The organism is Dietzia cercidiphylli (assembly GCF_039531545.1).
In the GTDB taxonomy this organism is placed as follows: Bacteria; Actinomycetota; Actinomycetes; order Mycobacteriales; family Mycobacteriaceae; genus Dietzia; species Dietzia natronolimnaea.
In genome coordinates, this window is the sequence record NZ_BAAAQG010000007.1 from 621780 (window position 1) to 646585 (window position 24806).

21 protein-coding genes and 1 tRNA gene are annotated in these 24806 nt (G+C 69.7%); 18 read left to right on the plus strand and 4 right to left on the minus strand.

The window, feature by feature from the left end:
• Position 1 precedes the first annotated feature (1 nt).
• The 13 genes from ABD250_RS09195 (at position 2) to ABD250_RS09255 (ending at position 13951) form a co-directional block, all read left to right on the plus strand.
• Complete coding sequence (locus tag ABD250_RS09195; protein WP_179525144.1) at positions 2-181, plus strand: tautomerase family protein; 180 nt, start codon at positions 2-4, stop codon at positions 179-181.
• Complete coding sequence (locus ABD250_RS09200) at positions 178-1755, plus strand: anthranilate synthase component I (RefSeq protein ID WP_182659380.1); 1578 nt, start codon at positions 178-180, stop codon at positions 1753-1755. The genes ABD250_RS09195 and ABD250_RS09200 overlap by 4 nt, the downstream gene beginning before the upstream one ends.
• Complete coding sequence (locus ABD250_RS09205; RefSeq protein WP_182615578.1) at positions 1752-2396, plus strand: TIGR02234 family membrane protein; 645 nt, start codon at positions 1752-1754, stop codon at positions 2394-2396. The genes ABD250_RS09200 and ABD250_RS09205 overlap by 4 nt, the downstream gene beginning before the upstream one ends.
• 99 nt (positions 2397-2495) lie before the next feature.
• Positions 2496-3308, plus strand: coding sequence for an indole-3-glycerol phosphate synthase TrpC (gene trpC / locus ABD250_RS09210; protein ID WP_179525147.1), 813 nt, complete (start codon positions 2496-2498; stop codon positions 3306-3308).
• A 67-nt stretch (positions 3309-3375) separates the two neighbouring features.
• Positions 3376-4671: a tryptophan synthase subunit beta gene (gene trpB, locus ABD250_RS09215; RefSeq protein WP_182657622.1), complete on the plus strand. Its 1296-nt coding sequence runs from the start codon at positions 3376-3378 to the stop codon at positions 4669-4671.
• Positions 4668-5459, plus strand: a complete 792-nt coding sequence (gene trpA / locus ABD250_RS09220; RefSeq protein ID WP_182640933.1) for a tryptophan synthase subunit alpha — start codon at positions 4668-4670, stop codon at positions 5457-5459. Before trpB ends, trpA begins: the two co-directional genes overlap by 4 nt.
• Positions 5456-6349: a prolipoprotein diacylglyceryl transferase gene (gene lgt / locus ABD250_RS09225; RefSeq protein ID WP_182657618.1), complete on the plus strand. Its 894-nt coding sequence runs from the start codon at positions 5456-5458 to the stop codon at positions 6347-6349. The genes trpA and lgt overlap by 4 nt, the downstream gene beginning before the upstream one ends.
• A gap of 46 nt (positions 6350-6395) precedes the next feature.
• Positions 6396-7814 carry a pyruvate kinase gene (gene pyk / locus ABD250_RS09230; protein ID WP_182657616.1) on the plus strand — a complete coding sequence of 473 codons (1419 nt, stop codon included), beginning with the start codon at positions 6396-6398 and terminating at the stop codon, positions 7812-7814.
• A 177-nt stretch (positions 7815-7991) separates the two neighbouring features.
• Complete coding sequence (locus tag ABD250_RS09235) at positions 7992-8714, plus strand: M23 family metallopeptidase (protein ID WP_182657613.1); 723 nt, start codon at positions 7992-7994, stop codon at positions 8712-8714.
• Positions 8715-8897: 183 nt separating this feature from the next.
• Entirely contained in the window at positions 8898-9983 is a 1086-nt protein-coding gene (locus ABD250_RS09240; RefSeq protein ID WP_182657611.1) for an S-(hydroxymethyl)mycothiol dehydrogenase, read from the plus strand.
• Positions 9980-10639 (plus strand): MBL fold metallo-hydrolase, encoded by a 660-nt coding sequence (locus ABD250_RS09245; protein WP_182610100.1) that lies wholly within the window; start codon positions 9980-9982, stop codon positions 10637-10639. Before ABD250_RS09240 ends, ABD250_RS09245 begins: the two co-directional genes overlap by 4 nt.
• A gap of 17 nt (positions 10640-10656) precedes the next feature.
• Positions 10657-13425, plus strand: coding sequence for a cation-translocating P-type ATPase (locus ABD250_RS09250; RefSeq protein WP_182657609.1), 2769 nt, complete (start codon positions 10657-10659; stop codon positions 13423-13425).
• Between the two features lie 76 nt (positions 13426-13501).
• Positions 13502-13951, plus strand: coding sequence for an SRPBCC family protein (locus ABD250_RS09255; RefSeq protein WP_182652917.1), 450 nt, complete (start codon positions 13502-13504; stop codon positions 13949-13951).
• Positions 13952-14065: 114 nt separating this feature from the next.
• Here ABD250_RS09255 and ABD250_RS09260 read toward each other — a convergent pair whose 3' ends face one another.
• The 3 genes from ABD250_RS09260 to ABD250_RS09270 all read right to left on the minus strand — a co-directional run bounded on the left by ABD250_RS09260 (position 14066) and on the right by ABD250_RS09270 (position 16698).
• Entirely contained in the window at positions 14066-15907 is a 1842-nt protein-coding gene (locus ABD250_RS09260) for an MDR family MFS transporter (RefSeq protein ID WP_344391853.1), read from the minus strand.
• Entirely contained in the window at positions 15907-16374 is a 468-nt protein-coding gene (locus tag ABD250_RS09265) for a MarR family transcriptional regulator (RefSeq protein ID WP_182659348.1), read from the minus strand. Before ABD250_RS09265 ends, ABD250_RS09260 begins: the two co-directional genes overlap by 1 nt.
• 250 nt (positions 16375-16624) lie before the next feature.
• A tRNA-Leu gene (locus ABD250_RS09270) sits at positions 16625-16698 on the minus strand.
• A gap of 79 nt (positions 16699-16777) precedes the next feature.
• On the opposite strand from ABD250_RS09270, the gene polA reads away from it, so the two are divergent.
• The 4 genes from polA to ABD250_RS09290 all read left to right on the plus strand — a co-directional run bounded on the left by polA (position 16778) and on the right by ABD250_RS09290 (position 22327).
• A complete protein-coding gene (polA, locus tag ABD250_RS09275) occupies positions 16778-19561 on the plus strand; it encodes a DNA polymerase I (RefSeq protein WP_182659347.1) in 2784 nt (927 codons plus the stop codon).
• A 113-nt stretch (positions 19562-19674) separates the two neighbouring features.
• Positions 19675-20577 (plus strand): ABC transporter substrate-binding protein, encoded by a 903-nt coding sequence (locus ABD250_RS09280; RefSeq protein ID WP_179525156.1) that lies wholly within the window; start codon positions 19675-19677, stop codon positions 20575-20577.
• Positions 20578-20588: 11 nt separating this feature from the next.
• Positions 20589-21569 carry an amino acid ABC transporter permease gene (locus tag ABD250_RS09285; RefSeq protein ID WP_095717232.1) on the plus strand — a complete coding sequence of 327 codons (981 nt, stop codon included), beginning with the start codon at positions 20589-20591 and terminating at the stop codon, positions 21567-21569.
• Positions 21566-22327 (plus strand): amino acid ABC transporter ATP-binding protein, encoded by a 762-nt coding sequence (locus ABD250_RS09290; protein ID WP_277817618.1) that lies wholly within the window; start codon positions 21566-21568, stop codon positions 22325-22327. The genes ABD250_RS09285 and ABD250_RS09290 overlap by 4 nt, the downstream gene beginning before the upstream one ends.
• A gap of 44 nt (positions 22328-22371) precedes the next feature.
• Here the strand turns inward: ABD250_RS09290 and ABD250_RS09295 are convergent, their stop codons facing one another.
• On the minus strand, positions 22372-23226 hold the full coding sequence (locus ABD250_RS09295) for a class I SAM-dependent methyltransferase (RefSeq protein ID WP_182659346.1): 855 nt from the start codon (positions 23224-23226) through the stop codon (positions 22372-22374).
• 43 nt (positions 23227-23269) lie between these two features.
• Between ABD250_RS09295 and rpsA the strand changes: the two genes are divergently transcribed.
• Positions 23270-24748 (plus strand): 30S ribosomal protein S1, encoded by a 1479-nt coding sequence (gene rpsA / locus ABD250_RS09300; protein ID WP_182659345.1) that lies wholly within the window; start codon positions 23270-23272, stop codon positions 24746-24748.
• Positions 24749-24806: the final 58 nt, after the last annotated feature.

The window sequence follows — 24806 nt, forward strand, 5'->3', positions numbered from 1 at the left end:
CGTGCCCTTCATCCAGATCAACCAGCTCGACGGGATGGACCCCGAGTCCAAGTCCCGGGTGATCGAGGCCGTCACAGCCGCCTACGCCGAGGCCGCGGGCAAGGACCCGGCCAAGGTGTGGGTGCTCGTCAACGACATGCCGCACGACTCGTTCGGGATCGGCGGCCGGGTCGTCGGATGAGTACCAGGACCACCACCTTCGAGCAGTTCCGGGCGCTCGCCTCGGGCCACCGGGTCGTCCCCGTGGTGCGCACGGTGCTCGCCGACTCCGAGACGCCGCTCTCCGCGTACGACAAGCTCGCGGCCGACCGGCCCGGGACCTTCCTGCTGGAGTCGGCCGAGCACGGCCGGTCGTGGTCGCGGTGGTCGTTCATCGGCTGTGGGTCTGCCGCGGCGTTGACCGTCGACGACGCGGGTGAGGCCATGTGGTTGGGGCACGTGCCCGCGGGGGCTCCGACGGGCGGAGACCCGCTCGACGCCCTGCGCCGGACCCTGGACCTGCTGAGGACCGACCAGATCGAGGGCCTGCCGCCGCTGACGTCCGGGCTGGTGGGTTACCTCGGGTACGACATCGTGCGCCGACTCGAGCGCATCACACCGGACACCACCGATGACCTCCACATCCCCGAGCTCGTCCAGATGCTGGCCACCGACCTGGCGGCGTTCGACCACCACGAGGGCCGGATCCACCTGATCGCCAACGCGGTCAACTGGGACGGCAGCGACGACCGGGTCGAGGAGGCCTACGCCGACGCGGTGGCCAGGGTGGACTCGATGACGGCGAGGCTCGCGGCTCCCGGCGCCGGCGGGGTCAGCGTCTTCGACACACCGGATCCGCGGATGCGCCGCCGCACCGACGAGTCGACCTACCACGAGCGGGTGGCCGACATCATCGAGCAGATCTACTCCGGGGAAGCCTTCCAGGTGGTGCTCAGCCAGCGCTTCGAGGTCGACACCTCGGCCTCGCCGAGAGACGTCTACCGGATCCTGCGCACGACCAATCCGAGCCCCTACATGTATCTGATGACGGTCCCGGACGGCAGCGGGGACGACGGCTTCGGTGGCACCGCGTTCACCATCGTCGGATCGAGCCCCGAGGCCCTGGTCAAGGTGCAGGACGGGCTGGCCACGACCCATCCGATCGCCGGGACCCGGCCGCGGGGTGAGGACGACGAGCACGATGTCCTGCTGGCCAAGGACCTCGTGGAGGACGCCAAGGAGAACGCCGAGCACCTCATGTTGGTGGATCTGGGTCGCAACGACCTCGGCCGCGTCTGCGAGCCGGGCTCCGTCGTCGTGACCGAGTTCCGCCAGGTCGAGCGGTACAGCCACGTGATGCACCTGGTCTCCACCGTGACGGGCCGCCTGGCGGAGGGGCGCACGGGCATCGACGCCGTCACGGCCTGTTTCCCGGCCGGCACCCTGTCGGGCTCGCCCAAACCCCGCGCGCTGCAGATCATCGAGGATCTCGAGGACACCCGTCGCGGGGTCTACGGGGGAGTGGTCGGCTATGTGGACTTCGCCGGCAACGCCGATCAGGCGATCGCCATCAGGTCCGCGGTGCTCAAGGACGGGACCGCCTACGTCCAGGCCGGTGCCGGGATCGTCGCCGACTCGGTCGCCGCGTCCGAGGACGAGGAGTGCCGCAACAAGGCGATGGCGGTCCTCCGCGCCGTCGCGGCGGCGGACACCCTGAGACCCGCGGGCCCCACGGGAGGCGCTGCGGGCGCGGACACGCCGGGGGAGGGCCGGTGACCCAGAACGCCCGGCTCCGCATCCCCGTCGTGCTGTTGCTCCTCGGCGCCGTCTTGTTGTGGATCGCCTCCCGGATGGTGTGGGTGGACGTGGTCGCGTTCAACGACCAGTCGGGTGAGGCCCGGCGCAGCCTGACGGGTGCGCAGTGGCAGCCGGCGCTCGTCCCGTTGGCGGTGGGTGCTCTCGCCGCGGTGGCCGCGGTGGCGCTGGTCCGGGGGACGGGGGCCCGGGTGGTCGGGGCCGTCATCGCCCTCCTGGGCCTGGCCACCGGCGCGCTGCTGTTCTCGACCGTCGGCGGAGTGGACCAGGACCGGGTCCACTCCACGGTGACGGGTGAGGAGGAGCTCGGCCGCACCAACGCGGGCCCGGGGACGGCCGGTGCGCAGGCGGTGCCGGAGTGGTCGGAGATCACGGAGATCTCGACCCGGTCGGCCGGTCCGGTTCTCACCGGAGCAGGAGCGCTGGCCCTCGTCGCCGCGGGAGCCGTCCCCATGATCTGGCCGACCCGGAGGGTTCAGCGGGATGATCGCTATGTGACGCCCGGGGCGCGCCGCGGTGACCCGGAGGCCGGCGAGGACACCGGGGACACCGGTCGTGACCTGTGGCAGGAACTCGACGACGGGCGCGATCCCACGGGCTGAGCATCCCCGACCGGGTCCCGATTCTCGGAACCCCGCCTGCTGCCTCTATTGTTGATCTCGATCACACTTCCTGCCCGAACACTGCAGAGGGAGGTCACGGTGGGTACCGTGCTCGACTCGATTATCGACGGGGTCCGCGAGGACGTCGCGGCCCGCGAGGCTGTCATCGACCTCACTGCGGTCAAGAAGGCGGCCCGGTCGGCGCCGGAACCGCGTGACGCGCTCAAGGCGCTCCGGGGTGCCGGGGTCGGCGTCATCGCCGAGGTCAAGCGCGCCAGTCCCTCGAAGGGGCCGCTCGCCGAGATCCCCGACCCCGCCGTGCTGGCCCGGATGTACGAGGAGGGCGGGGCCCGCGTCATCTCCTGCCTCACCGAGGAACGCCGGTTCAACGGCAGCCTGGCGGACCTGGACGCCGTCCGCCGCGCCGTCGACATCCCGGTCCTCCGCAAGGATTTCGTGGTGGGCCCGTACCAGATCCACGAGGCCCGGGCGCACGGCGCGGACCTCGTGCTGCTCATCGTGGCCGCTCTGGAGCAGGACGCGCTGGTGTCCCTGCTGGACCGGACGGAGTCGCTCGGGATGACGGCACTGGTGGAGGTGCACACGGAGGAGGAGGCGGACCGCGCCCTCGAGGCCGGCGCCACCGTCATCGGTGTCAACGCCCGGAACCTCAAGACCCTCGAGGTCGACCGCGACGTGTTCTCCCGCATCGCTCCCGGCCTGCCGTCCGGGGTGGTCAAGATCGCCGAGTCGGGCGTCCGTGACGCGTCCGATCTCCTGGCGTACGCCAGCGTGGGCGCGGACGCGGTGCTGGTCGGCGAGGGGCTGGTGACGAAGGGCGACCCGCGCGCGGCGTGCAACGCCCTGGCCACGGCGGGTTCCCACCCGTCCTGCCCGCAGGGACCCCGCTAGGCCCCCGTCGCCCGCTTCCGGCAGACTGGGAGCCGTGAATTCTAACGAGCTGACACCGCTGCCCTCGATGGGAGACGTGCTCCGGACGACGACCGGACACGAGCCCGACCAGCGAGGCCACTGGGGCGCCTTCGGCGGGCGCTACGTCCCGGAGGCGCTCATGGCGGTCGTCGACGAGGTTGCCGACGCCTACGCCAAGGCCCGCGCGGACGACGCCTATCTGAACGAGCTCGACCGTCTCCAGCGCGACTACTCGGGTCGGCCGTCGCCGCTGTACGAGGCGGGGCGTTTCGGGGCCGAGATCGGCGCCCGTGTCTTCCTCAAGCGCGAGGACCTCAACCACACCGGATCGCACAAGATCAACAACGTCCTCGGCCAGGTGCTCCTCGCGCACCGCATGGGTAAGAAGCGGGTCATCGCCGAGACCGGGGCCGGCCAGCACGGCGTCGCCTCCGCCACGGCCTGCGCCCTGCTCGGGCTGGAGTGCAAGATCTACATGGGTGCGGTGGACGTCCGTCGTCAGGCGCTCAACGTCGCGCGGATGCGTCTGCTCGGCGCGGAGGTCGAGGCCGTGGAGGTCGGTTCCGCGACCCTCAAGGACGCGATCAACGAGGCGATGCGGGACTGGGTCTCCCGGGCGGACGACACCTACTACGCGTTCGGCACCGCCGCCGGCCCGCACCCGTTCCCCGCGATGGTCCGCGACTTCCAGCGGGTCGTGGGCACCGAGGCGCGCGCCCAGATCCTGGAGCGGATCGGGCGCCTGCCCGATGCCGCCGTGGCGTGCGTGGGCGGTGGGTCCAACGCGATCGGGTTGTTCCACCCGTTCATCGACGACTCCTCGGTCCGCCTGGTGGGCTGCGAGGCGGGCGGCGACGGCGTGGCGTCCGGTCGCACCGCCGCGACCGTGAACGCCGGGAGGCCGGGCGTCTTCCAGGGCTCGTACGCGCACCTCATGCAGGACGAGGACGGCCAGACCATCGAGTCGCACTCCATCTCGGCGGGACTGGACTACCCGGGCGTCGGGCCCGAGCACTCCTACCTGTCCGACATCGGTCGCGCCGAGTACCGGCCGGTGACCGACACCCAGGCGATGGACGCGTTCGCCCAGCTGTGCCGCACCGAGGGGATCATCCCCGCCATCGAGTCCGCCCACGCGATCGCCGGAGCCGCCCAGCTCGCCGCCGAGGGCGTAGACCTGATCCTGGTCAACGTCTCGGGTCGGGGCGACAAGGACGTCGACACCGCCGCCCGGTGGTTCGGCCTGTTGGGCGGGGGGACCCCACCCGAGGCCGGGGTGGACTCGAGCCGGGGTGCCGACGACGGCGAGGGCGAGTACGCGGACGGGGGAGTCGAGGGATGAGCGTTCTCAGCGAGGTCTTCGAGCGGTGCCGTGCCGAGAACCGGGCCGCTCTCATCGGCTACTACCCGGCGGGGTACCCCACGGTCGAGGGGTCGATCGAGGCCGTGCGGACGATGGTCGCCCACGGGTGCGACGTCATCGAGGTGGGGATCCCGTACTCGGATCCCATGATGGACGGTCCCACCATCCAGGCGGCCGCGGACGTGGCGCTGGAGGCCGGCTTCCGGATCCGGGACACCTTCGCCGTGATCCGGGCGGTGGCCGAGGCCGGCGCGGTTCCGGTCGTCATGAGCTACTGGAACCCGATCCTCCAGTACGGCGTCGACCGGTTCGCGGAGGACCTCGCGGCCGCCGGGGGGACCGGGGTCATCACACCGGACCTCATCCCGGACGAGGCGGGGGACTGGATCGCCGCCACGGACGCACACGGGATCGACCGGGTGTTCCTGGTCGCGCCGTCGTCGACGCCCGAACGGCTGGCCATGACGCTGTCCCACACGAGCGGGTTCGTCTACATCCAGGCGGTCATGGGGGTGACCGGAGCGAGGGACGTGGTGTCCGACGCCCCTCGCACCCTCACCGCACGGGTCCGCGAGCATTCGGACCTGGCGTGCGGCGTCGGACTCGGGGTGCGCAACGGTGACCAGGCCGCGGAGATCGCCTCCTATGCGGACGGCGTGATCGTGGGGTCCGCCCTCATCACCGCGGCCACCGAGGGGGGCGAGGCCCTCGCCCGGCTGACGGCCGAGCTCGCGGCGGGCGTGCGTCGGCCGGGGGCCGGCTCGTGATCCCGAGCCCGCCCCAGGGGGTCTGGGAGCTCGGGCCGTTCCCGCTGCGCGCCTACGCGCTGTGGATCATCCTCGGCATCGTCGTGGCCATCTGGTGGGGCGAGAGGCGATGGGTCGCCCGCGGCGGGCGCGCGGGGGTCGTGCTCGACACCGCACTGTGGGCCGTCCCATTCGGGCTCGTGGGTGGTCGCCTCTACCACGTGGCCACCGACTGGTACCGCTACTTCGGGGAGGGCAGGAATCCGGTCGACGCCCTGAAGATCTGGGACGGCGGTCTGGGGATCTGGGGCGCCGTCGCGCTGGGCGCGGTCGGCGCCTACATCGGGCTGCGCCAGCAGGGCATCCGGGCGATCGGTGCGTTCGGCGACGCGGTCGCTCCGGGGATCGTCCTGGCACAGGGGATCGGGCGTCTGGGGAACTACTTCAACCAGGAGCTCTACGGTCGCGAGACCGACGTGCCCTGGGCACTGGAGATCTACCAGCGCTACGACGAGAGCTACGGATACTCCGAGACCATCGGTCGCTCCACCGGGCAGGTGCTCGCGACCGTCCACCCCACGTTCCTCTACGAATTGCTGTGGAACGTCCTGGTGGCCGTGGCGCTGGTGGTGATCGATCGCAGGTTCCGACTCGGACACGGTCGGCTCTTCGCCCTCTACGTGGCCCTGTACTGCTTCGGTCGGTTCTGGGTGGAGTTGCTCCGGGCGGATGCGGCGACCGAGGTCCTCGGGATGCGCATCAACACACTCGTCTCTGTCGTCGTCATGGTGGCCGCACTGGTCTACGTGTGGCGGGCACGCCGGGGCCGCGAGGACCCGTCGGAACTTCGTGCCCCCGAGGACCTGACCGGCGGGTCCCCGGAGGACGCACCCCCGTTGGCCGGTCGTTGACGTCGCGTTAACCGGTCATCCCGGTGAGGGGACTAGATTGGTACGGGTGAACCGTCGTACCAAGATCGTCTGCACCCTGGGTCCCGCCGTCGCGTCGGAGGCCGGCATCCGTGAACTCGTCGATGCCGGGATGAACGTCGCCCGGCTCAACTTCAGTCACGGCGACCATGCCGACCACGAGGCCAACTACCGCTGGGTCCGCAAGGCCTCCGACGAGTCGGGGCACGCCGTCGGTGTGCTCGCGGACCTCCAGGGCCCCAAGATCCGGCTCGGCCGCTTCATCGAGGGTCGCCACGAATGGGCGGAGGGCGACATGGTCGCCATCACCGTCGCGGACGTGGAGGGCACCAAGGACCGGGTCTCGACGACCTACAAGGGGCTGGCCACCGACGCCCGACCCGGCGACCGGCTGCTCGTGGATGACGGCAACATCGGCCTGACGGTGCAGCGGGTCGAGGGCGAAGACGTCCACTGCGTCGTCACCGAGGGGGGCACGGTCTCCAACAACAAGGGCGTGTCCCTCCCGGGGATGAACGTCTCGGTTCCGGCGCTGAGCGAGAAGGACATCGCGGACCTGCGCTTCGCCCTCGCGTTGGGCGTCGACTTCATCGCCCTGTCCTTCGTCCGGTCTCCGGCGGATGTCGACCTGGTGCACGAGATCATGGACGAGGTCGGCGTGCACGTCCCGGTGATCGCCAAGCTCGAGAAGCCCGAGGCGGTCAAGAACCTCGAGTCCATCGTCCTGGCCTTCGACGCGATCATGGTGGCCCGCGGCGACCTGGGCGTGGAGCTTCCCCTGCAGGACGTTCCGCTGGTCCAGAAGCGGGCGATCCAGATCGCGCGGGAGAACGCCAAGCCGGTCATCGTGGCCACACAGATGCTCGAGTCCATGATCGCCAACTCCCGGCCCACCCGCGCGGAGGCGTCCGACGTCGCCAACGCCGTGCTCGACGGGGCCGACGCCGTGATGCTCTCGGGCGAGACCTCCGTGGGCAAGTACCCCATCGACGCGGTGCGGACCATGTCGTCCATCGCCCTCGCGGTCGAGGCCGACTCCACCGCCGCGCCGGACCTCGTCCACATCCCGAGGACCAAGCGCGGGGTCATCTCCTACTCGGCCCGCGAGATCGGGGAGCGGCTGGGCGCCAAGGCGCTCGTCGCGGTGACCTCGACCGGTGACACCGTCCGCCGGCTCGCGCGCCTGCACAGTCATCTGCCCCTCATCGCCATCACCGGCGATCCGCGCATCCGGAGCCAGTTGGCTCTCACGTGGGGTACCGAGACCTTCCTGACCGACCGGGTCCACGAGACGGCGGAGCTCGTCAAGGTGACCGACGAACTGTTGCTCCCACTCGAGGGGTACAACGAGGACGATCTCATCGTGATCGTCGCGGGCAACGTGCCGGGAGTCGAGGGGTCGACCAACTTCATCCTCGTTCACAGGATGGGCGAGGCGGATCACTGATCACCTTCGGGTAACAACTCGGTAGCGCCGGTGAGCACCTGCTCACCGGCGCTTTCGTATCTATTCGTGCTTTTGACGTGACAGAGCCGAGATACATCTGTTACCTTTTTGGAGGCCACCGGGGAAGCCGGTCGGCCCGCCGCTTCGCCAACGCACCGAACTCCGAGGTTTCCCCTGATGTCCGACGCCACTCGAATCCACTTCACCGAGCTCGCCGATCGACTCGGTGTGGCCGGCTCCGGCGCGACCGCCGGCCGCCACCGTGCCGCCCGCTCCGCGAGCGGGATGGGCCGCATCGTCGCCGGCGCCGTGGCCGGTGCCGCTCTCACCGGTGGCGTCGCGATGGCCGCAGCCCCCGCCGCGTCCGCCCAGTCCTCCGACATCGACGTCAACCAGCTCGGCCAGATGGCCCAGGAGTTCGCGCAGGGCATCGGCCTGAACGAGGCGCAGCTGCGGGAGTACGCCATCGATCCCGCGATGTTCGGTTCGCTCGGCCTGCCCGCCGCCGCCGTCGGCGGTGCCCACGCCCCGACCTACGGCCCCATCACCTCGGGCTTCGGTCCTCGCTGGGGGACCTTCCACAACGGCACCGACTTCGGGGCGCCGATCGGTACGCCGATGTTCGCCGCCAAGTCCGGCACGGTCGTCGCCGCCGGCCCGGCCTCGGGTTACGGGCTGTGGATCCGCATCCAGACCGACGACGGGTACCTGCTCGAGTACGGCCACAACGACCAGAACTACGTCTCGGTGGGCCAGCGCGTCCACGCCGGTCAGGTCATCGGCACCGTGGGCAACCGCGGGTACTCGACCGGACCGCACCTGCACTTCGGCGTGCGTAACCCCGCCGGCCAGTGGATCGACCCCGTGCCGTGGCTGCGTGCCAACGGCGTCGCCGTCTGATCGGACCCCTCGAGCAGTCTGCTCGACCCGCCGGAGCCCCGGACACCACGTGTGTCCGGGGCTCCGGCCGTTCCGCGTGCAGACAGATGGCGGATTCTGCATGTGTGGCAGTGTGGGAGGGGTCCGGGCCGGGCCGCGCATGATCCGGTCCCGAGCCGAACCGACCTCGAGGAGAATCAGGGAATGTCACAGACCGTCAGGGGCGTCATCGCCCGTACCAAGGGTGCGGAGGTCGAGCTCGTCGACGTCGTCGTCCCCGATCCGGGACCGAACGACGTCGTCGTCCGCGTGCAGGCGTGCGGCGTCTGCCACACCGACCTGGCCTACCGCGATGGCGGCATCAACGACGAGTACCCCTTCCTCCTCGGTCACGAGGCCGCGGGGATCGTGGAGAGCGTGGGCGACCGCGTGACCCACGTGGCCGAGGGCGACTTCGTGGTGTTGAACTGGCGCGCGGTCTGCGGCGAGTGCCGGGCCTGTAAGCGCGGCCAGCAGCAGTACTGCTTCGCCACCCACAACGCCTCGCAGAAGATGACCCTCACCGACGGCACGGAGCTCAGCCCGGCGCTCGGTATCGGTGCGTTCATCGACAAGACCCTCGTCCACGAGGGGCAGTGCACCAAGGTGGACCCGGCGGCCGACCCGGCCGTCGCGGGACTCCTGGGCTGCGGCGTGATGGCCGGCCTCGGTGCCGCGGTCAACACGGGCAACGTCACGCGCGGCCAGTCCGTCGCCGTGATCGGGTGCGGCGGCGTCGGCATCGCCGCGGTCGTGGGTGCCCGTCTGGCGGGCGCCTCGACCATCGTCGCCGTGGACCTCGACGACACCAAGCTCGAGTGGGCCCGCGAGTTCGGGGCCACCGACGTGGTCAACTCCTCCGGCACGGACCCCGTGGCCGCCATCCAGGAGCTCACGGGCGGCTTCGGCGCCGACGTCGTGATCGATGCGGTCGGCCGCCCCGAGACCTACGAGCAGGCCTTCTATGCCCGTGACCTCGCGGGCACCGTGGTCCTGGTGGGCGTGCCCACGCCCGAGATGCGGCTCGAGATGCCGCTTCTCGACTTCTTCGGCCGCGGGGGTTCGCTCAAGTCCTCCTGGTACGGCGACTGCCTCCCCGAGCGCGACTTCCCGATGCTGGTCGACCTGCATCTGCAGGGGCGGTTGCCGCTGGAGAAGTTCGTCAGCGAACGCATCGGCCTGGACGCGGTCGAGGCCGCGTTCGGCGCCATGAAGTCCGGTTCCGTCCTCCGATCGGTGGTGACCCTGTGAGCGAGACGTACACGAGTGCCGGCAATGCCGGTGGACTGCGTATCGAGAAGGTCGTGACGAGCGGCGTCTTCGCCCTCGACGGCGGCGAGTGGGAGGTGGACAACAACATCTGGATCCTCGGTGACGACTCCGAGGTGTACGTCATCGACGCCGCCCACACCGCCCAGCCGATCATCGACGCGGTGGCCGGGCGCACGGTCAAGGGCATCCTGTGCTCGCACGCCCACAACGACCACATCACCGTCGCCCCGGAGCTCGCCCGCGAGCTCGACACCCGGGTCTTCGTCCACCCCGGCGACCAGATGCTGTGGGAGGAGACCCACCCGACGGTCGCCCACGAGGACCTCGAGGACGGGCAGGTCTTCCAGATCGCCGGGACCGGGTTCACGGTCATGAACACCCCCGGCCACTCGCCGGGCTCGTGTGTCTTCCACGTCCCCGAGGCGGGCGTCCTGTTCTCCGGCGACACCCTGTTCTCCGGAGGGCCCGGTGCCACGGGACGGTCGTACTCCGATTTCCCGACCATCATCACCTCGATCCGCGACCGGATCCTCACCCTGCCCGCCGAGACCCTGGTCCACACCGGCCACGGTGACGGCACGAAGGTGGGCGAGGAGTCCCCACATCTGGAGGAGTGGATCGCCCGGGGCAGCTGACCGGGCACGATGGGGGGATGACGACGACGGACCGCGCCCCGGAGACGGACCGGCGCACCCCCTGGCACACACTGTCCACCGCAGAGGTGGTCTCCCGCCTCGGCGCGGGGTCGAACGGCCTGACCCGCGCCGAGGCGTCGCGTCGTCTCGCCGAGCACGGTCCCAACACCCTGCCGGTGGCGGCCGGGGTGCCGGCCTGGAGACGGGTCCTGCGGCTGCTCCGCGACCCCATGATCATGGTTCTCGCGGTGGCCGCCGTGGTGAGCGCCGTGATCTCGCGCGAGTGGGAGACCCCGGTCGTCATCCTCCTGGTGGTGGTGCTCAACACCGTGCTGAACTACGTGCAGGAGACGCGGGCCGAGGAGAGCCTGGCCGCGTTGCGCGACATGGCGGTGCCGCACAGCCGGGTGGTGCGGGACGGCGCCGAGGTGGAGGTGGACAGCGCGGATCTCGTCCCGGGGGACGTCGTGGTGGTGGAATCCGGCGACAGGGTCCCCGCTGACGGTCGCGTTCTCGAGGCGTCCCGGTTCCAGGTGGCGGAGTCGGCCCTGACCGGCGAGTCGGTCCCCGTGGACAAGACGGCGGGAGCGGTGGCCGCCGCGGACGCGCCGCTCGGTGACCGCACCGGCATGGTGTTCATGAACACCGAGGTCACCCGCGGTCGGGCGCGCGTGGTGGTCACGGGGACCGGTGAGCGCACGGAGATGGGGGCGATCGCCGAGCTGCTCGGCGGGGCGGGCGGTGAGCAGACGCCGCTCCAACGGCGGATCGGGGTCCTGGCACGGGTCCTCACCGTGATCGCGCTGGTCGTGGTGACGCTGGTGATGGGGATCGGACTGGTGCGCGGGCAGTCCTGGGAGGACATGCTCCTCAGCGCGGTCTCGCTCGCCGTGGCCACCATCCCGGAGGGCCTCACCGCCGTGGTGGCGTTCACCCTCGCGATGGGCGCCGCGAGGCTCGCCCGTGAGGGGGCGATCATCAAGAACCTCGCGGCGGTGGAGACCCTCGGGTCGACCAGCCACATCGCCACGGACAAGACCGGGACCCTCACCCTCAACGAGATGACCGTGACGCGGATCGTCGCGGGCGGTTCCGCCTACACCGTCACCGGGACCGGATACGAGGCGACCGGCACGGTCCTGTCGTCCGATCCGGATGCCGTTCCGGACCTCCGGAGGGCGGCGGTCGCCATGACGCTGTGCAACGACGCGATCGTGACCGACGGCGAACTCGTCGGCGACCCCACCGAGGGCGCTCTCCTCGTGGCCGCCACCAAGTGCGGGCTCGACGTGGAGGGACTGCGTGCCGCACGGCCGCGGGTGGCCCAGGTGCCCTTCGACTCCGACCACAGGTTCATGGCCACCGTCAACCGCTCACCGGGCGGGGAGCTCGCGCTCAGCGCCAAGGGCGCGACCGGTGCGCTGCTGCCCCGGTCGACCCACGTGTGGAACGGCACGGACGCCGTGGAGCTCACCGACGAGCTGCACGAGGCGATCCGTCTCGCGACCGAAGAGCTCGCGGAGCGGGGCCTGCGGACCCTGCTCGTGGCGGGGCGCCCGTTCGAGTCGGCACCAGGCGAGGACGGATCCGGCGAGACCGGAGTAGATGAGAGCGTGCTCCTCGACGAGGTGCGGGGGCTGACCGTGTTCGCGGTGGTCGGCATCGTCGACCCGCCCCGGTCCGAGGCCGCCGAGGCCATCCGGGTGGCGCGCGCGGCCGGGATCTCCGTCCACATGATCACCGGAGACCACCTCGTCACGGCCTCGTCGATCGCCCGCGACCTGGGGATCGAGGGGGAGTCGGTGCGAGGGGTCGATCTCGACGGGATCGACGACGACGAGCTGTCCGAGCGGGCTCCCGGAATGGGAGTCCTCGCCCGGGTGTCCCCCGAGCACAAGATCCGGATGGTCCGGGCCCTGCAGTCCGGCGGGGACGTGGTGGCCATGACCGGGGACGGCGTCAACGACGCACCCGCGCTGAGTCAGGCCGACATCGGGATCGCGATGGGGATCACCGGCACCGACGTGTCCAAGGGTGCGGCCGACATGGTGCTCACGGACGACAACTTCGCGACCATCGTCTCGGCCGTCGAGCAGGGCCGCGGAATCTACGACAACATCGTGAAGTTCGTGAAGTTCCAGCTCACCACCGCGTGGGCGTTCGTTCTGGTGTTCCTCGCCAGCGGGCTGTTCGGGTTGGCGGCCGTGCCGTTCACCGCCCTGCAGGTCCTGCTGGTCAACATCGTCATGGACGGCCCGCCCGCCATGGCGCTGGGTGTGGAGCCCGTGGAGAAGAACGCGATGCGGCGGCCGCCCCGACCCGCGGACGAGCAGATCCTCACCCCGTCACGACTGGTGCGGATCCTGTGGCTGGGCGTGGTCATGGCCACCGGGACACTGCTGGTCCTCGCGTTCGCGGAGACGCTGTTCCCCGAGCGCGCGGGCGTGCCGTTGTTCGCCACCACCCTCGCCTACGCCGCCTTCGTGTTCTTCCAGGTGTTCAACCTGATGAACGTCCGCTCCACGGACGGTTCGGTGTTCTCCCGGGACATGGCGCACAACGCCCCGATCTGGGTGGCACTGGCGGCGGTCCCGCTGCTGTTGGTGGCCGTGGTCCAGGTGCCCTTCCTCCAGGGGATCTTCGACACCACCCCGTTGCACGCGGACGAGTGGTTGTTGGCGGTCGCGGTGGGCTCGTCGATCCTCTGGCTCGAGGAGCTCCGGAAGATCGGGGCGAGGTGGCGTGCTCGGCGGCAGGAGGGATCGGGCACGATGGTGGTGGTCTGACGCGCCCCTGTCGAGGGCGCCGCCACCGGCGATTCCGGCGGGCGCGACGTGGTCAGGCAGAGGAGGAGTCACGATCATGGGCAGGGTCACCGCCAGCAACACCATCGTCATCGAGGCGCCCGTCGCGACCGTGACGGCCGCGATCGCGGACTACGCCCAGGTCCGTCCCCGGATCCAGCCCGAGCAGTTCACCGCGTACAGGTTGATCGAGGGCGGCCAGGGGCACGGCACCGTGGCGGCGTGGAACCTCCAGGCCACCAAGAAGCGCAGCCGGGACGTCAAGGCCACGGTGACCGTGGACGAGGCCGCGGCGCACTGGTCGCTGGTGGAGAAGGACGCCAATTCGTCCATGGCCACCACCTACACGGTCCGCGAGGCCACCGGCGGTGCGCTGGTGGAGATGACCACGTCGTGGGACGGGGCCGGGGGAGTGGGCGGGTTCTTCGAGCGGACCTTCGCCCCGGCCGGGCTCAAGCGGATCCAGCACCAGTTGCTCTCGAACCTCAAGGCCGACGTCGAGGGGTAGGCCCCGAGCGTGGAGCCGAGGGGTAGGCCCCGGGCGTGGAGCCGAGGGATAGGTCCCGAACCAGGCGCCGGGGGGTAGGCCCCGGGCTTGGAGCCGCGGGGTAGGCCCCGGTGCTTAGCGGTCCGGGTTGTCAGGGGCCTCCCTCGTCGTCATCGTGTCCGATTCCCCGGGCTCGGCGGTGGCGGTCGTGGTGACGTCCACGCGCTCGGGTGTATCCCCTCCGGTAGCCACCTCGGCCGCCGCGAGGTCGGTTCCCGACGGGGCCGCCGCCGCGGTGGCTTCGCGGGCGGCCTCGGCCTGGGCCGAGCCGGTCCGGAGCACGATCGGTGGCAAGAAGGCCAGGACCACCGTGGCGACGACGGCGAGGATGCCGGCGACCAGGTAGATCTCCGACATGCTCAGCGCGTAGCCCTGTTCGAAGGGGTAGGCCACCAGCTCGGGCAGGCGGTTGATGACGGACGAGTCCTTGGTGACCGTCTCGAGCGCGCCCGCGCCGGACACCGGGTCGGCGAGGGCCTGCACGATCCCGAGAGCCTCGGGGTCGGCGCGCAGCACCGGGTCGGCCAGGCCCTCCTGCACCCCGCGGGCGAGGCTGCCGTCGGCGCCCGCCAGCTCCAGCTCGCTGGTGATGGAGCCGCCGACCCGGCTGAAGAGGATCGAGAGGAACACGGCCACCCCGGCGGTGCCGCCGAGCTGGCGGAAGAAGGTGGCGGACGCGGTGGCCACGCCGATCTCGCGCGGACTCACGGCGTTCTGCACGATCAGTGTCAGCGGCTGCATGCAGTTGCCCAGGCCGATTCCCAGCACCAGCATGTAGCCCATGACCAGGGTCAGTGAGGTGTCGGCGTCGATGGTCCACAGCAGGAACAGCCCGACGGCAGAGATGGCGGTGCCGAGGATCGGGAACTCGCGGACCCGGCCGGTCCTGGAGATGAGCTGGCCCGACACGATCGAGGCGCCCATCATGCCCGCCACCAGCGGCAGCATCATGAGGCCGGATTCCATGGGATCGGCGCCGTGCACGATCTGCATGTACAGAGGCAGGGTCATCATCCCGCCGAACATGGCCATTCCCACGATCACCCCGCCGGCGGTGACGATCGCGAAGGTGCGGTCGCGGAACAGACGCAGTGGGATGAGAGCCTGGTCGCCGGCCCGGGCCTCGACGATGAGGAACAGGCCGATCCCGCCCAGGCCCACGACGTAGCAGGCCAGTGCGGCCGGTGAGCCCCAGCCCCAGGTGTTGCCCTGTTCGGCCACCAGCAGGAGCGGCACCAGCCCGACGACGATCGCGGCCGCGCCCGCCCAGTCCACCCGGTGGTCCACGCGGACGTTCTTGACGTTGAGGGTGATCATCACCAGGGTCAGAGCGATGGCGCCGATGGGGACGTTCATGAGGAAGATCCAGCGCCAGCCGTCGATGCCGAAGATCGTCTCCACGCCGGCGAAGAAGCCGCCGACGACCGGACCGATGACCGAGGACGAGGCGAACACCGCGAGCATGTAGCCCTGGTACTTGGCACGGTCGCGCGGCGGGATGATGTCGCCGATGATCGCCAGGGAGAGCGACATCAGGGCGCCGGCGCCCAGTCCCTGGATCCCGCGGTACAGCGCGAGCGTGTACATCGAGTCGGCGAGCGTGCACAGCAGGGAGCCGAACACGAAGATCACGATGCCGATGACGAAGAACGGTTTGCGCCCGTAGATGTCCGAGAGCTTGCCGTACAGCGGCGTCGAGATGGTCGAGGTCATGAGGTACGCGGTGGTCACCCACGCCTGCGCGTCCAGGCCCTGCAGATCGTCGGCGATGGTCCGGATGGCGGTCGACACGATGGTCTGGTCCAGGCTCGCGAGGAACATCGCCGACATGAGGCCGGCGAGGATCACCAGGATCTGGCGATGAGAGAACTCGCCGTCCTCACCGGCCTGGGTCGTGACGGGTGAGCGGTCGGTCATCAGTTCTCCTTGGCGGACGTGAGGGCGTCGAGCTCGGTGCGCAGTGACTCCGCGAGGCGCTCCAGTCCCTCGTCGAGTGAGGCCGCCTGTTCGGGGGTCCAGTCGGCGAGGACGTCGGCCATCCACTGGCCCCGTCCGGCGAACACGCGGGTGACGAGGTCGCTTCCCTCGGACGTGAGGGTGACGACGCTCGCGCGCCCGTCATCCGGGTCGGGGACCTTGGCGACCAGACCGAGGGTCTCGAGGTGGCGGACCTGACGGCTCACCACCGAGATATCGGTGTGGAGACGGTCTGCCAGGTTCGTGACTCGGGCGGGTTCGTCATGGATGGCGAACAGCAGGGGGTGGGCGGACTGCTCCAGGGACTCGTGGAACCGCGGGACCGAGACATTGACCGCGCGTAGCAGTTTGACCACGCGGGACAGGTCCATGACGAGCTTGCCTCCCTGTTCGGCGTCAATCGCCACCCTGACCTCCCCGGTCTTGATTAAATTGCTTGCAGCAAGCAAGTATATGCACGGGCTTCTGGTTCCTGCAATCGACGGGAAAGGAGAGGTCTCGGGTGCGCCCGGAGTGCGGCACGGGCCGAGTTGACTATCGAAGAGGGAAGTCGACGCCGGTCGACAGCAGGGTGACCTCAAGGCCGATCCGGAAGGGGTTCCTCCGGCGGTGAAGCCGCTATCTACGTGGAGATGTGGTGACTGCGCGGCGTGGAAGTGCCCCCGGTCGGACTCGAACCGACACTGGACGGGTTTTGAATCCGTTGCCTCTGCCAATTGGGCTACGGGGGCGAACGCGGCGAGCCGCTGGTCGGAAAGTCTAACCGACGACCGGTGAGCGGCTGTCCGACGCCCGCCCTAGAGTGGCCGTGTGAGCACCACGAGCCAGACCGCCGAAGCCAGTTCCGCCGCCACCACCGCGTCCACCGACGCCGCCGAGGCACACGGGCCCACCCGTCTGTTGCTCCTCGACGGGCACTCGCTGGCCTTCCGCGCGTTCTACGCGCTTCCCGCGGAGAACTTCTCCACGGCCTCCGGGCAGCACACCAACGCGGTCTACGGATTCCTGTCGATGGTCGCCAACCTGGTCACCACCGAGGAGCCCACCCACCTGGCGGTGGCGTTCGACGTCTCCCGGGCGACCCTGCACCGGACGGCCGAGTACCCGGAGTACAAGTCGACGCGCTCGGCTGCCCCCGAGGAGTTCAAGGGACAGGTCGAGCTGATCCAGGAGGCGCTGGCGGCACTCGGGGTCCGCACCCTGTCCCTGGAGGGCCACGAGGCCGACGACATCATCGCGACCCTGGCCACCCAGGCGGCAGGGGCCGACACACTCATCTGCACGGGGGACCGCGACGCGCTGCAGCTGGTCTCCGACGCGGTGACCGTCCTCTACCCGGTCAAGGGAGTCTCGGAGCTCGCCCGCTTCACCCCCGAGGCGGTGGAGGCCAAATACGGGGTGACCCCCGCTCAGTACCCGGACGTCGCCGCGCTGCGGGGCGACACCTCCGACAACCTCCCCGGTGTGCCCAAGGTTGGCGACAAGACGGCGGCGAAGTGGATCGTCCAGTACGGCAGCCTGTCGGAACTGATCGCGCACGCGGACGAGGTCAAGGGCAAGGTGGGGGAGAGCTTCCGCGAGCACCTCCCGCAGGTGCAGCTCAACCGCCGTATCACCGAACTCACCCGGGACCTCGACCTCGGCGTCCAGATCGATGAACTCACGAGGCGCCTGCCCGAACGGGCGGACGTCAACGCCCTGTTCGACCGGCTGGAGTTCGGTCCCCAGGCCCGCGACCGGTTCCTCTCCGCGTTCCTCCCGGAAGGCGCACCCGAGCCGGTGCCGGAGATCGAGATCGAGCAGGCCGCGGTCCTGCGGGCGGGCGAGGTCTCGGACTGGCTGGCGGCCCACGCGCCGGCCGGGAGTCGGCACGGCCTCGTCGTCGTCGGTCCCTCACGACCGGGCGCGGGGGACGCGCAGTCGGTCACCGTGGCGGCGGCGGGCGGAGCCTCCGGACATATCGACCTCGCACGGATCGGCCCCGCCGACGACCAGGCTCTACAGGCGTGGTTGGCCGACGACGCGGTGTCGAAGGCGGTACACGATGCCAAGGCCGCGACCCACGCCCTGATGGGCCGGGACCTCCGCCTGGGCGGTGTGACGCTGGATGTGGCACTCGCCGCCTATCTCGTCCGTCCCGGTCAGCGCAGCTACGGCCTGGCGGAGTTGTTCCAGCGCCACCTGCAGCGTGAGCTCCCGGAGCCCGAGGCGGCGGAGAAACAACTGTCGCTGCTGGATGAGGTCGACGAGTCCGAGGCCGAGCAGCAGGCGGCCAACTCGGCGGCGACCCGCGCCCGGGCCGTGATCGACCTCGCCGAGCGCCTCGACGTGGAGCTGGAGCAGGTGCACGGTGCGCAGCTGCTCGCGGATATGGAACTGCCGCTCGTGCCGGTGCTCGCGCGGATGGAGTCGATCGGAATCGCGGTCGACTCGTCGGCCCTGGACGACCTCCGCGACGGGTTCGCCGACCGTGGGCGTGACGCGGCAGAGGCGGCCTACGCCGCGATCGGGGGCGAGCAGATCAACCTCGGTTCGCCCAAGCAGCTCCAGGTGGTGCTGTTCGACACCCTGGGCATGCCCAAGACCAAGAAGACCAAGACGGGGTACACCACCGACGCCAAGGCGCTGGAGGAGCTTCTCTCCAAAGAAACCGGGGACACCCCGGGACGGGCCTTCCTCGAGGCACTGCTGCTGCACCGCGAGGCGACCAAGATGCGCACCACCGTCGAGGGGCTGATCAAGTCCATCGGGGACGACGGGCGCATCCACACCACGTTCAACCAGACGGTCGCCGCGACCGGGCGGTTGTCCTCCACCGATCCGAACCTGCAGAACATCCCGGTCCGCACCGAGGACGGCCGACGGATCCGCAGGTCGTTCGTCGTGGGCGAGGGCTACGACTGCCTGCTCACGGCCGACTACAGCCAGATCGAGATGCGCGTGATGGCGCACCTGTCCGGTGACGAAGGACTGATCGAGGCGTTCCGGACCGGCGAGGACCTGCACTCCTTCGTCGGCTCCCGGGCGTTCGGGGTGCCGATCGACCAGGTCACCCCCGAGCTCCGGCGCAGGGTCAAGGCCATGAGCTACGGGCTCGCCTACGGGCTCAGCGCGTTCGGTTTGGCCGCGCAGCTCGGCATCAGCCAGACCGAGGCCCGCGAGCAGATGGACGCCTACTTCTCCCGCTTCGGGGGAGTCCGCGACTACCTGCACGCGGTGGTGGACCAGGCCCGACGTGACGGCTACACCGAGACGCTGTTCGGTCGTCGGCGCTACCTGCCCGAGCTCAACTCGGACAACCGGCTCAAGCGCGAGAACGCCGAGCGTGCGGCCCTCAACGCCCCTATCCAGGGCACCGCCGCGGACATCATCAAGGCGGCGATGCTCAAGGTGGACGCCGACCTCGACGAGCGGGGGCTGCAGAGTCGTCTGTTGCTCCAGGTCCATGACGAACTGGTGCTCGAGGTGGCAAAGGGCGAACTCGAGGAGGTCCGCGAGCTCGTCGTCGACCGGATGTACTCCGCCATCGAACTCAACGTCCCGCTGGACGTCTCCACGGGCACGGGGCCCGACTGGGACTCCGCGGCCCACTGAGTAACCAGTGGGTAACCACTGACGCCAAAAGCGGGCGGTGCGTTTTGTGGTGCTCGACGTATGCCCTAGGTTCATTGCAGATTCGGCTACCCGACGCCTGAAAGGGCACGCACATGACCCTCACCTCACGGCGCGGCCTCCGTGCTGCACTGGCACTGACCGCCACCGCGGCCCTCGCGCTCACCGGCTGCACCACCAACACCGAGGGTCCCGAGGACTCGGGAGAGCCGAGGCAGGAGGTCTCGCTCGAGACGGACGACGAGATCGCCGCCCTCGTACCGGCCGAGATCCGCGAGAAGGGCGTGCTGGTGATCGGCACCAACCCGCCGTACGCGCCCAACGAGTTCAAGAACGAGCGGGGCGAGATCGTCGGCTTCGACATCGACGTGATGACCGCCGCCGCCCAGCTCATGGGATTGCGTGCGGAGTTCCGCGAGTCCGACTTCGAGAAGATCATCCCCGCCATCGAGGGCGGCACCATGGACATGGGCGCCTCGTCGTTCACCGTCAACGACGAGCGGCTGCAGACCGTCGACTTCGTCACCTACTTCGAGGCCGGCATCCAGTGGGCATCGGCGGCGGGCACCGACGTCGACCCCGACGACGCGTGTGGCCTGAGCGTGGCGGTCCAGCGCACCACGGTCTCCGACCAGGAGGACGTGCCCGCCCGCAGCGAGGCGTGCGTCGCCGCCGGCAATCCCCCGATCGAGAAGGTCCAGTTCGATTCCCAGGACGAGGCCTCCACCGCCGTGGCGCTCGGCAAGGTCGACGCCATGTCCGCCGACTCGCCCATCTCGGCGTACGCCGTCAAGCAGTCCGAGGGCAAGATGCAGCTGGCCGGGGACGTCTTCGACTCCGCCCCCTACGGTTGGCCCGTGCGCAAGGGGTCCGAACTGGCCGCCGCGCTCGAGGCCGCAGCGGACAAGCTCATCGAGACCGGTGACTTCGAGAAGATCGCCCAGAACTGGGGCCTCGAGGACGGGTTGATCGACGACGCCGAGATCCGGAAGGGCTGAGTGACCGGTCGGTGAGCACCGCGCAGAACCGCGCCTCGGCCCCCCGAGACGCTCCTGACCCCATCGAGGCGGTGCCGCTCCGGCACCCGTGGCGGTGGGTGTCGGCGACCATCGTCCTGGTCCTGGTGTTCCTGTTCATCTGGGGCGCCGCGACCAACCCGGCCTACGGCTGGGGCACCTACGGCCGCTACCTGTTCGACACCCGGTTCGGCATGGCGGTGTTCTACACCATCGCGCTGACGGTGCTGTCGATGATCCTCGCCGTCATCCTGGGGGTCATCCTCTCGGTGATGCGGATGAGCAGCAACCCGGTGCTCAAGGCCGTGGCCTGGGTGTACCTGTGGATCTTCCGGGGGACGCCGATCTACGTCCAGCTGCTGTTCTGGGGCCTGATCTTCACGCTGTACCGGCAGGTCCAGTTCGGCATCCCCTTCACCGACTTCCAGATCGTCCGCTTCGACGACACGATGGTGTTGTACTCGGCGTTCTGGCTGGCGGTGGTGGGTCTGGCCATGAACGAGGCCGCCTACATGGCCGAGATCGTGCGGGCGGGTATCTCGTCCGTTCCGGAGGGACAGGCCGAGGCCTCCACCGCGCTCGGCATGTCGTGGGGTCAGACCATGCGCCGGACGATCCTGCCGCAGGCCATGCGGGTGATCATCCCGCCCACCGGCAACGAGTTGATCTCGATGCTCAAGACCACCTCACTCGTCGTTGCCATCCCGTTCTCCGGCGAGCTCTACGGTCAGGCCCGCGACATCTCCGGGGTCAATTTCCAGCCGATCCCGCTGCTGCTGGTCGCGGCCACCTGGTACCTGGTGATCACCAGCGTGCTCATGGTGGGCCAGCACTTCCTCGAGAAGAAGTTCTCCCGCGGCGCCACCCGCCAGCTCACGGCAAAGCAGTTGCGGGCGCTGGCCGAGGCGGACGGCCTCACCCCCTCCGGGCTCGCCGCGGCCAGAGGGACCGACCAGTCGGGAGGGATGCCATGACTCCGATGGTCAGGGCCGAGCAGGTCTGCAAGAGTTTCGGATCGCTGAGGGTGCTCAAGGGCATCGACATCGAGGTGGCCGCCGGAGAGGTGCTGTGCCTGGTCGGCCCGTCCGGGTCCGGCAAGTCCACCTTCCTCCGGTGCATCAACCACCTCGAGCGTGTCGATGCCGGTCGGCTGTACGTCGACGGCGACCTGGTGGGGTACCGCGAGAAGGGCGACAAGCTCTACGAGATCTCGCCCAGGCACGCGGCCAGGCAACGCCGGGACATCGGGATGGTGTTCCAGCACTTCAACCTCTTCCTGCACCGCACCGCCCTGGAGAACGTCATCGAGGCGCCGATGCTGGTCAAGGGTGAGTCGAGGGCGGAGGCCACCGAGCGGGCCAGGGCACTGCTGGAGAAGGTCGGGCTCTCGGCGAAGGCGGACGCCTACCCGGCGCAGCTGTCCGGTGGTCAGCAGCAGCGGGTGGCGATCGCCCGCGCGCTGGCGATGGAGCCCAAGCTCATGCTGTTCGACGAGCCCACGTCGGCACTCGACCCCGAACTGGTCGGTGAGGTCCTGGGGGTCATGCGGGATCTCGCGGACGCCGGCATGACCATGATCGTCGTCACCCACGAGATGGGTTTCGCCCGGGAGGTCGCCGACACGATCGCCTTCATGGACGACGGAGTCGTGGTCGAGGCCGGGCGTCCGTCCGAGGTGCTCGTGACGCCCGCCCATCAGCGGACCAGGGACTTCCTGTCGAAGATCCTCTAGCCGGAGCCCCGATCCTGTTGCCGTGAGGCAGGAGGGGGCGCGGGTCAGGGGAGAGCGGCCACGAAGATGGCGGTGCCGGGGAAGATGCTGCCGCGCAGCGGGCTCCACTGCCCCCATTCGCGGTCCAGCCATTCCGGCCACTCGGGCTCGATCAGGTCCTTCACCTCGAATCCGGCGCCGACCAGTTCCCGGATCCGGTCACCAGCCGTGCGGTGGTGCTCGACGTAGGTGAGGTCGCCCTGCTCGTCGTACTCGGTGTAGGGCGTGCGGTCGAAATACGGGAACGCGGCCACGAGTCCCTCGGGGCCCGGATCGTCACGGAAGATCCACCGCATCGGGTGGTTGACGGAGAAGACGAACCGTCCGCCGGGTCGGAGCACGCGTGCGGCCTCCGCCATGACCCCGGCGGTGTCCGCCACGAAGGGGATCGCCCCGAACGCGGAGAACGCGACGTCGAAGCTGTCGGTGGCGAAGGGCAGGCGGCCGGCATCGGCCTGGATCAGTGGTACCCCGGCCGCGGGGCCCGTCGACCGGCTCGCGGCCTCGGCGCCCACGCGGAGCATCCCGGCGGAGAGGTCGACGGCGACGGCGCGGGCCCCGCGGCCGGCGATCCACCGGGAGCACGGTGCGGAACCGCACCCGATCTCCAGGACGTCGCGGCCCGTGACGTCACCCAGGAGATTCCAGTCGCCCTCGTGCAGGCCCTCGGGACACCACACGAACTCGCCGTCGGGGGAGTGTGCGCCGAGGAAATCCCCGTGTTCGTCGTGGTACTCGACCGCTTCCGTGTCCCACCACGTGCGGGAGGCGCGGACGGACTCGCCGTGGTCGGGGGGGTTTGTGGACGTCACGCTGGCAGAGTACAGTTGACCGTCGCGTGCGTACACGCTCGCGAACATCTGTCCACCTACGATTCCTATCCACTCCGGAGCACCCCACCCTATGACCACCAAAACCACCTCGCCGCAGGTAGCCGTCAACGACATCGGCTCCGCGGAGGATTTCCTCGCCGCCATCGACGCCACGATCAAGTACTTCAACGATGGCGACATCGTCGAGGGCACGATCGTCAAGGTCGACCGCGACGAGGTCCTGCTCGACATCGGATACAAGACCGAGGGTGTCATCCCCTCGCGCGAACTTTCCATCAAGCACGATGTCGACCCCGGTGAGGTCGTCGAGGTGGGCGACGAGGTCGAGGCCCTGGTCCTGACCAAGGAGGACAAGGACGGCCGTCTGATCCTGTCCAAGAAGCGCGCCCAGTACGAGCGCGCCTGGGGCACGATCGAGGAGCTCAAGGAGAAGGACGAGGCCGTCAAGGGCACCGTCATCGAGGTCGTCAAGGGTGGCCTGATCCTCGACATCGGCCTCCGTGGCTTCCTCCCCGCCTCCCTGGTGGAGATGCGCCGCGTCCGCGACCTCCTTCCCTACGTGGGGCAGGAGCTCGAGGCCAAGATCATCGAGCTGGACAAGAACCGCAACAACGTCGTGCTCTCGCGTCGTGCATGGCTCGAGCAGACCCAGTCCGCGGTCCGCTCCGAGTTCCTGCACCAGCTGCAGAAGGGCCAGGTCCGCAAGGGCGTCGTGTCCTCGATCGTCAACTTCGGTGCGTTCGTCGACCTCGGCGGCGTCGACGGTCTCGTGCACGTGTCCGAGCTGTCCTGGAAGCACATCGATCACCCGTCCGAGGTCGTCGAGGTGGGCCAGGAGGTCACCGTCGAGGTCCTCGACGTCGACCTGGACCGCGAGCGTGTCTCGCTATCGCTCAAGGCCACCCAGGAGGATCCGTGGCGGCACTTCGCCCGGACCCACGCGATCGGTCAGATCGTGCCGGGCAAGGTCACCAAGCTCGTGCCGTTCGGCGCGTTCGTGCGAGTCGACGAGGGCATCGAGGGCCTCGTCCACATCTCCGAGCTGGCCGAGCGCCACGTCGAGGTCCCGGATCAGGTCGTCACGGTCAACGACGACGCGATGGTCAAGGTCATCGACATCGACCTCGACCGTCGTCGTATCTCGCTCTCGCTCAAGCAGGCGGACGAGGACTACACGGAGGAGTTCGACCCGTCGAAGTACGGCATGGCCGACAGCTACGACGAGGCCGGGAACTACATCTTCCCCGAGGGCTTCGATCCCGAGACCAACGAGTGGCTCGAGGGCTTCGAGAAGCAGCGTGAGGAGTGGGAGAACCGCTACGCGGAGGCCGAGCGTCGTCACAAGATGCACACCGGTCAGATCGAGAAGGGTCGCGCCGCTGCCGCGGAGGCCGCTGAGGCCGCGCCGACCAACTACTCGTCTGAGTCCGCTCCGTCGTCGCGTCCCGCTGCTGCGGCCGACGCCGCTCCGGCCGAGACCACCGGCGGTTCGCTGGCCTCGGACGAGCAGCTGGCAGCCCTGCGTGCCAAGCTCGCCGGAGGCGAGTGATTCTCGCTGACTGAGGCGGACTCCCGCCTCGCACCATGAACGAACGGCCCCGGTCGTC

Coding starts and splice junctions, on each gene's coding strand:
- ABD250_RS09200 (WP_182659380.1), top strand. CDS start 178: ATGAGTACCAGGACCACCACCTTCGAGCAGTTCCGGGCGCTCGCCTCG.
- trpB (WP_182657622.1), top strand. CDS start 3,376: ATGGGAGACGTGCTCCGGACGACGACCGGACACGAGCCCGACCAGCGA.
- trpA (WP_182640933.1), top strand. CDS start 4,668: ATGAGCGTTCTCAGCGAGGTCTTCGAGCGGTGCCGTGCCGAGAACCGG.
- ABD250_RS09235 (WP_182657613.1), top strand. CDS start 7,992: ATGTCCGACGCCACTCGAATCCACTTCACCGAGCTCGCCGATCGACTC.
- ABD250_RS09240 (WP_182657611.1), top strand. CDS start 8,898: ATGTCACAGACCGTCAGGGGCGTCATCGCCCGTACCAAGGGTGCGGAG.
- ABD250_RS09250 (WP_182657609.1), top strand. CDS start 10,657: ATGACGACGACGGACCGCGCCCCGGAGACGGACCGGCGCACCCCCTGG.
- ABD250_RS09255 (WP_182652917.1), top strand. CDS start 13,502: ATGGGCAGGGTCACCGCCAGCAACACCATCGTCATCGAGGCGCCCGTC.
- ABD250_RS09260 (WP_344391853.1), bottom strand. CDS start 15,907: ATGACCGACCGCTCACCCGTCACGACCCAGGCCGGTGAGGACGGCGAG.
- ABD250_RS09280 (WP_179525156.1), top strand. CDS start 19,675: ATGACCCTCACCTCACGGCGCGGCCTCCGTGCTGCACTGGCACTGACC.
- ABD250_RS09290 (WP_277817618.1), top strand. CDS start 21,566: ATGACTCCGATGGTCAGGGCCGAGCAGGTCTGCAAGAGTTTCGGATCG.
- ABD250_RS09295 (WP_182659346.1), bottom strand. CDS start 23,226: ATGTTCGCGAGCGTGTACGCACGCGACGGTCAACTGTACTCTGCCAGC.
- rpsA (WP_182659345.1), top strand. CDS start 23,270: ATGACCACCAAAACCACCTCGCCGCAGGTAGCCGTCAACGACATCGGC.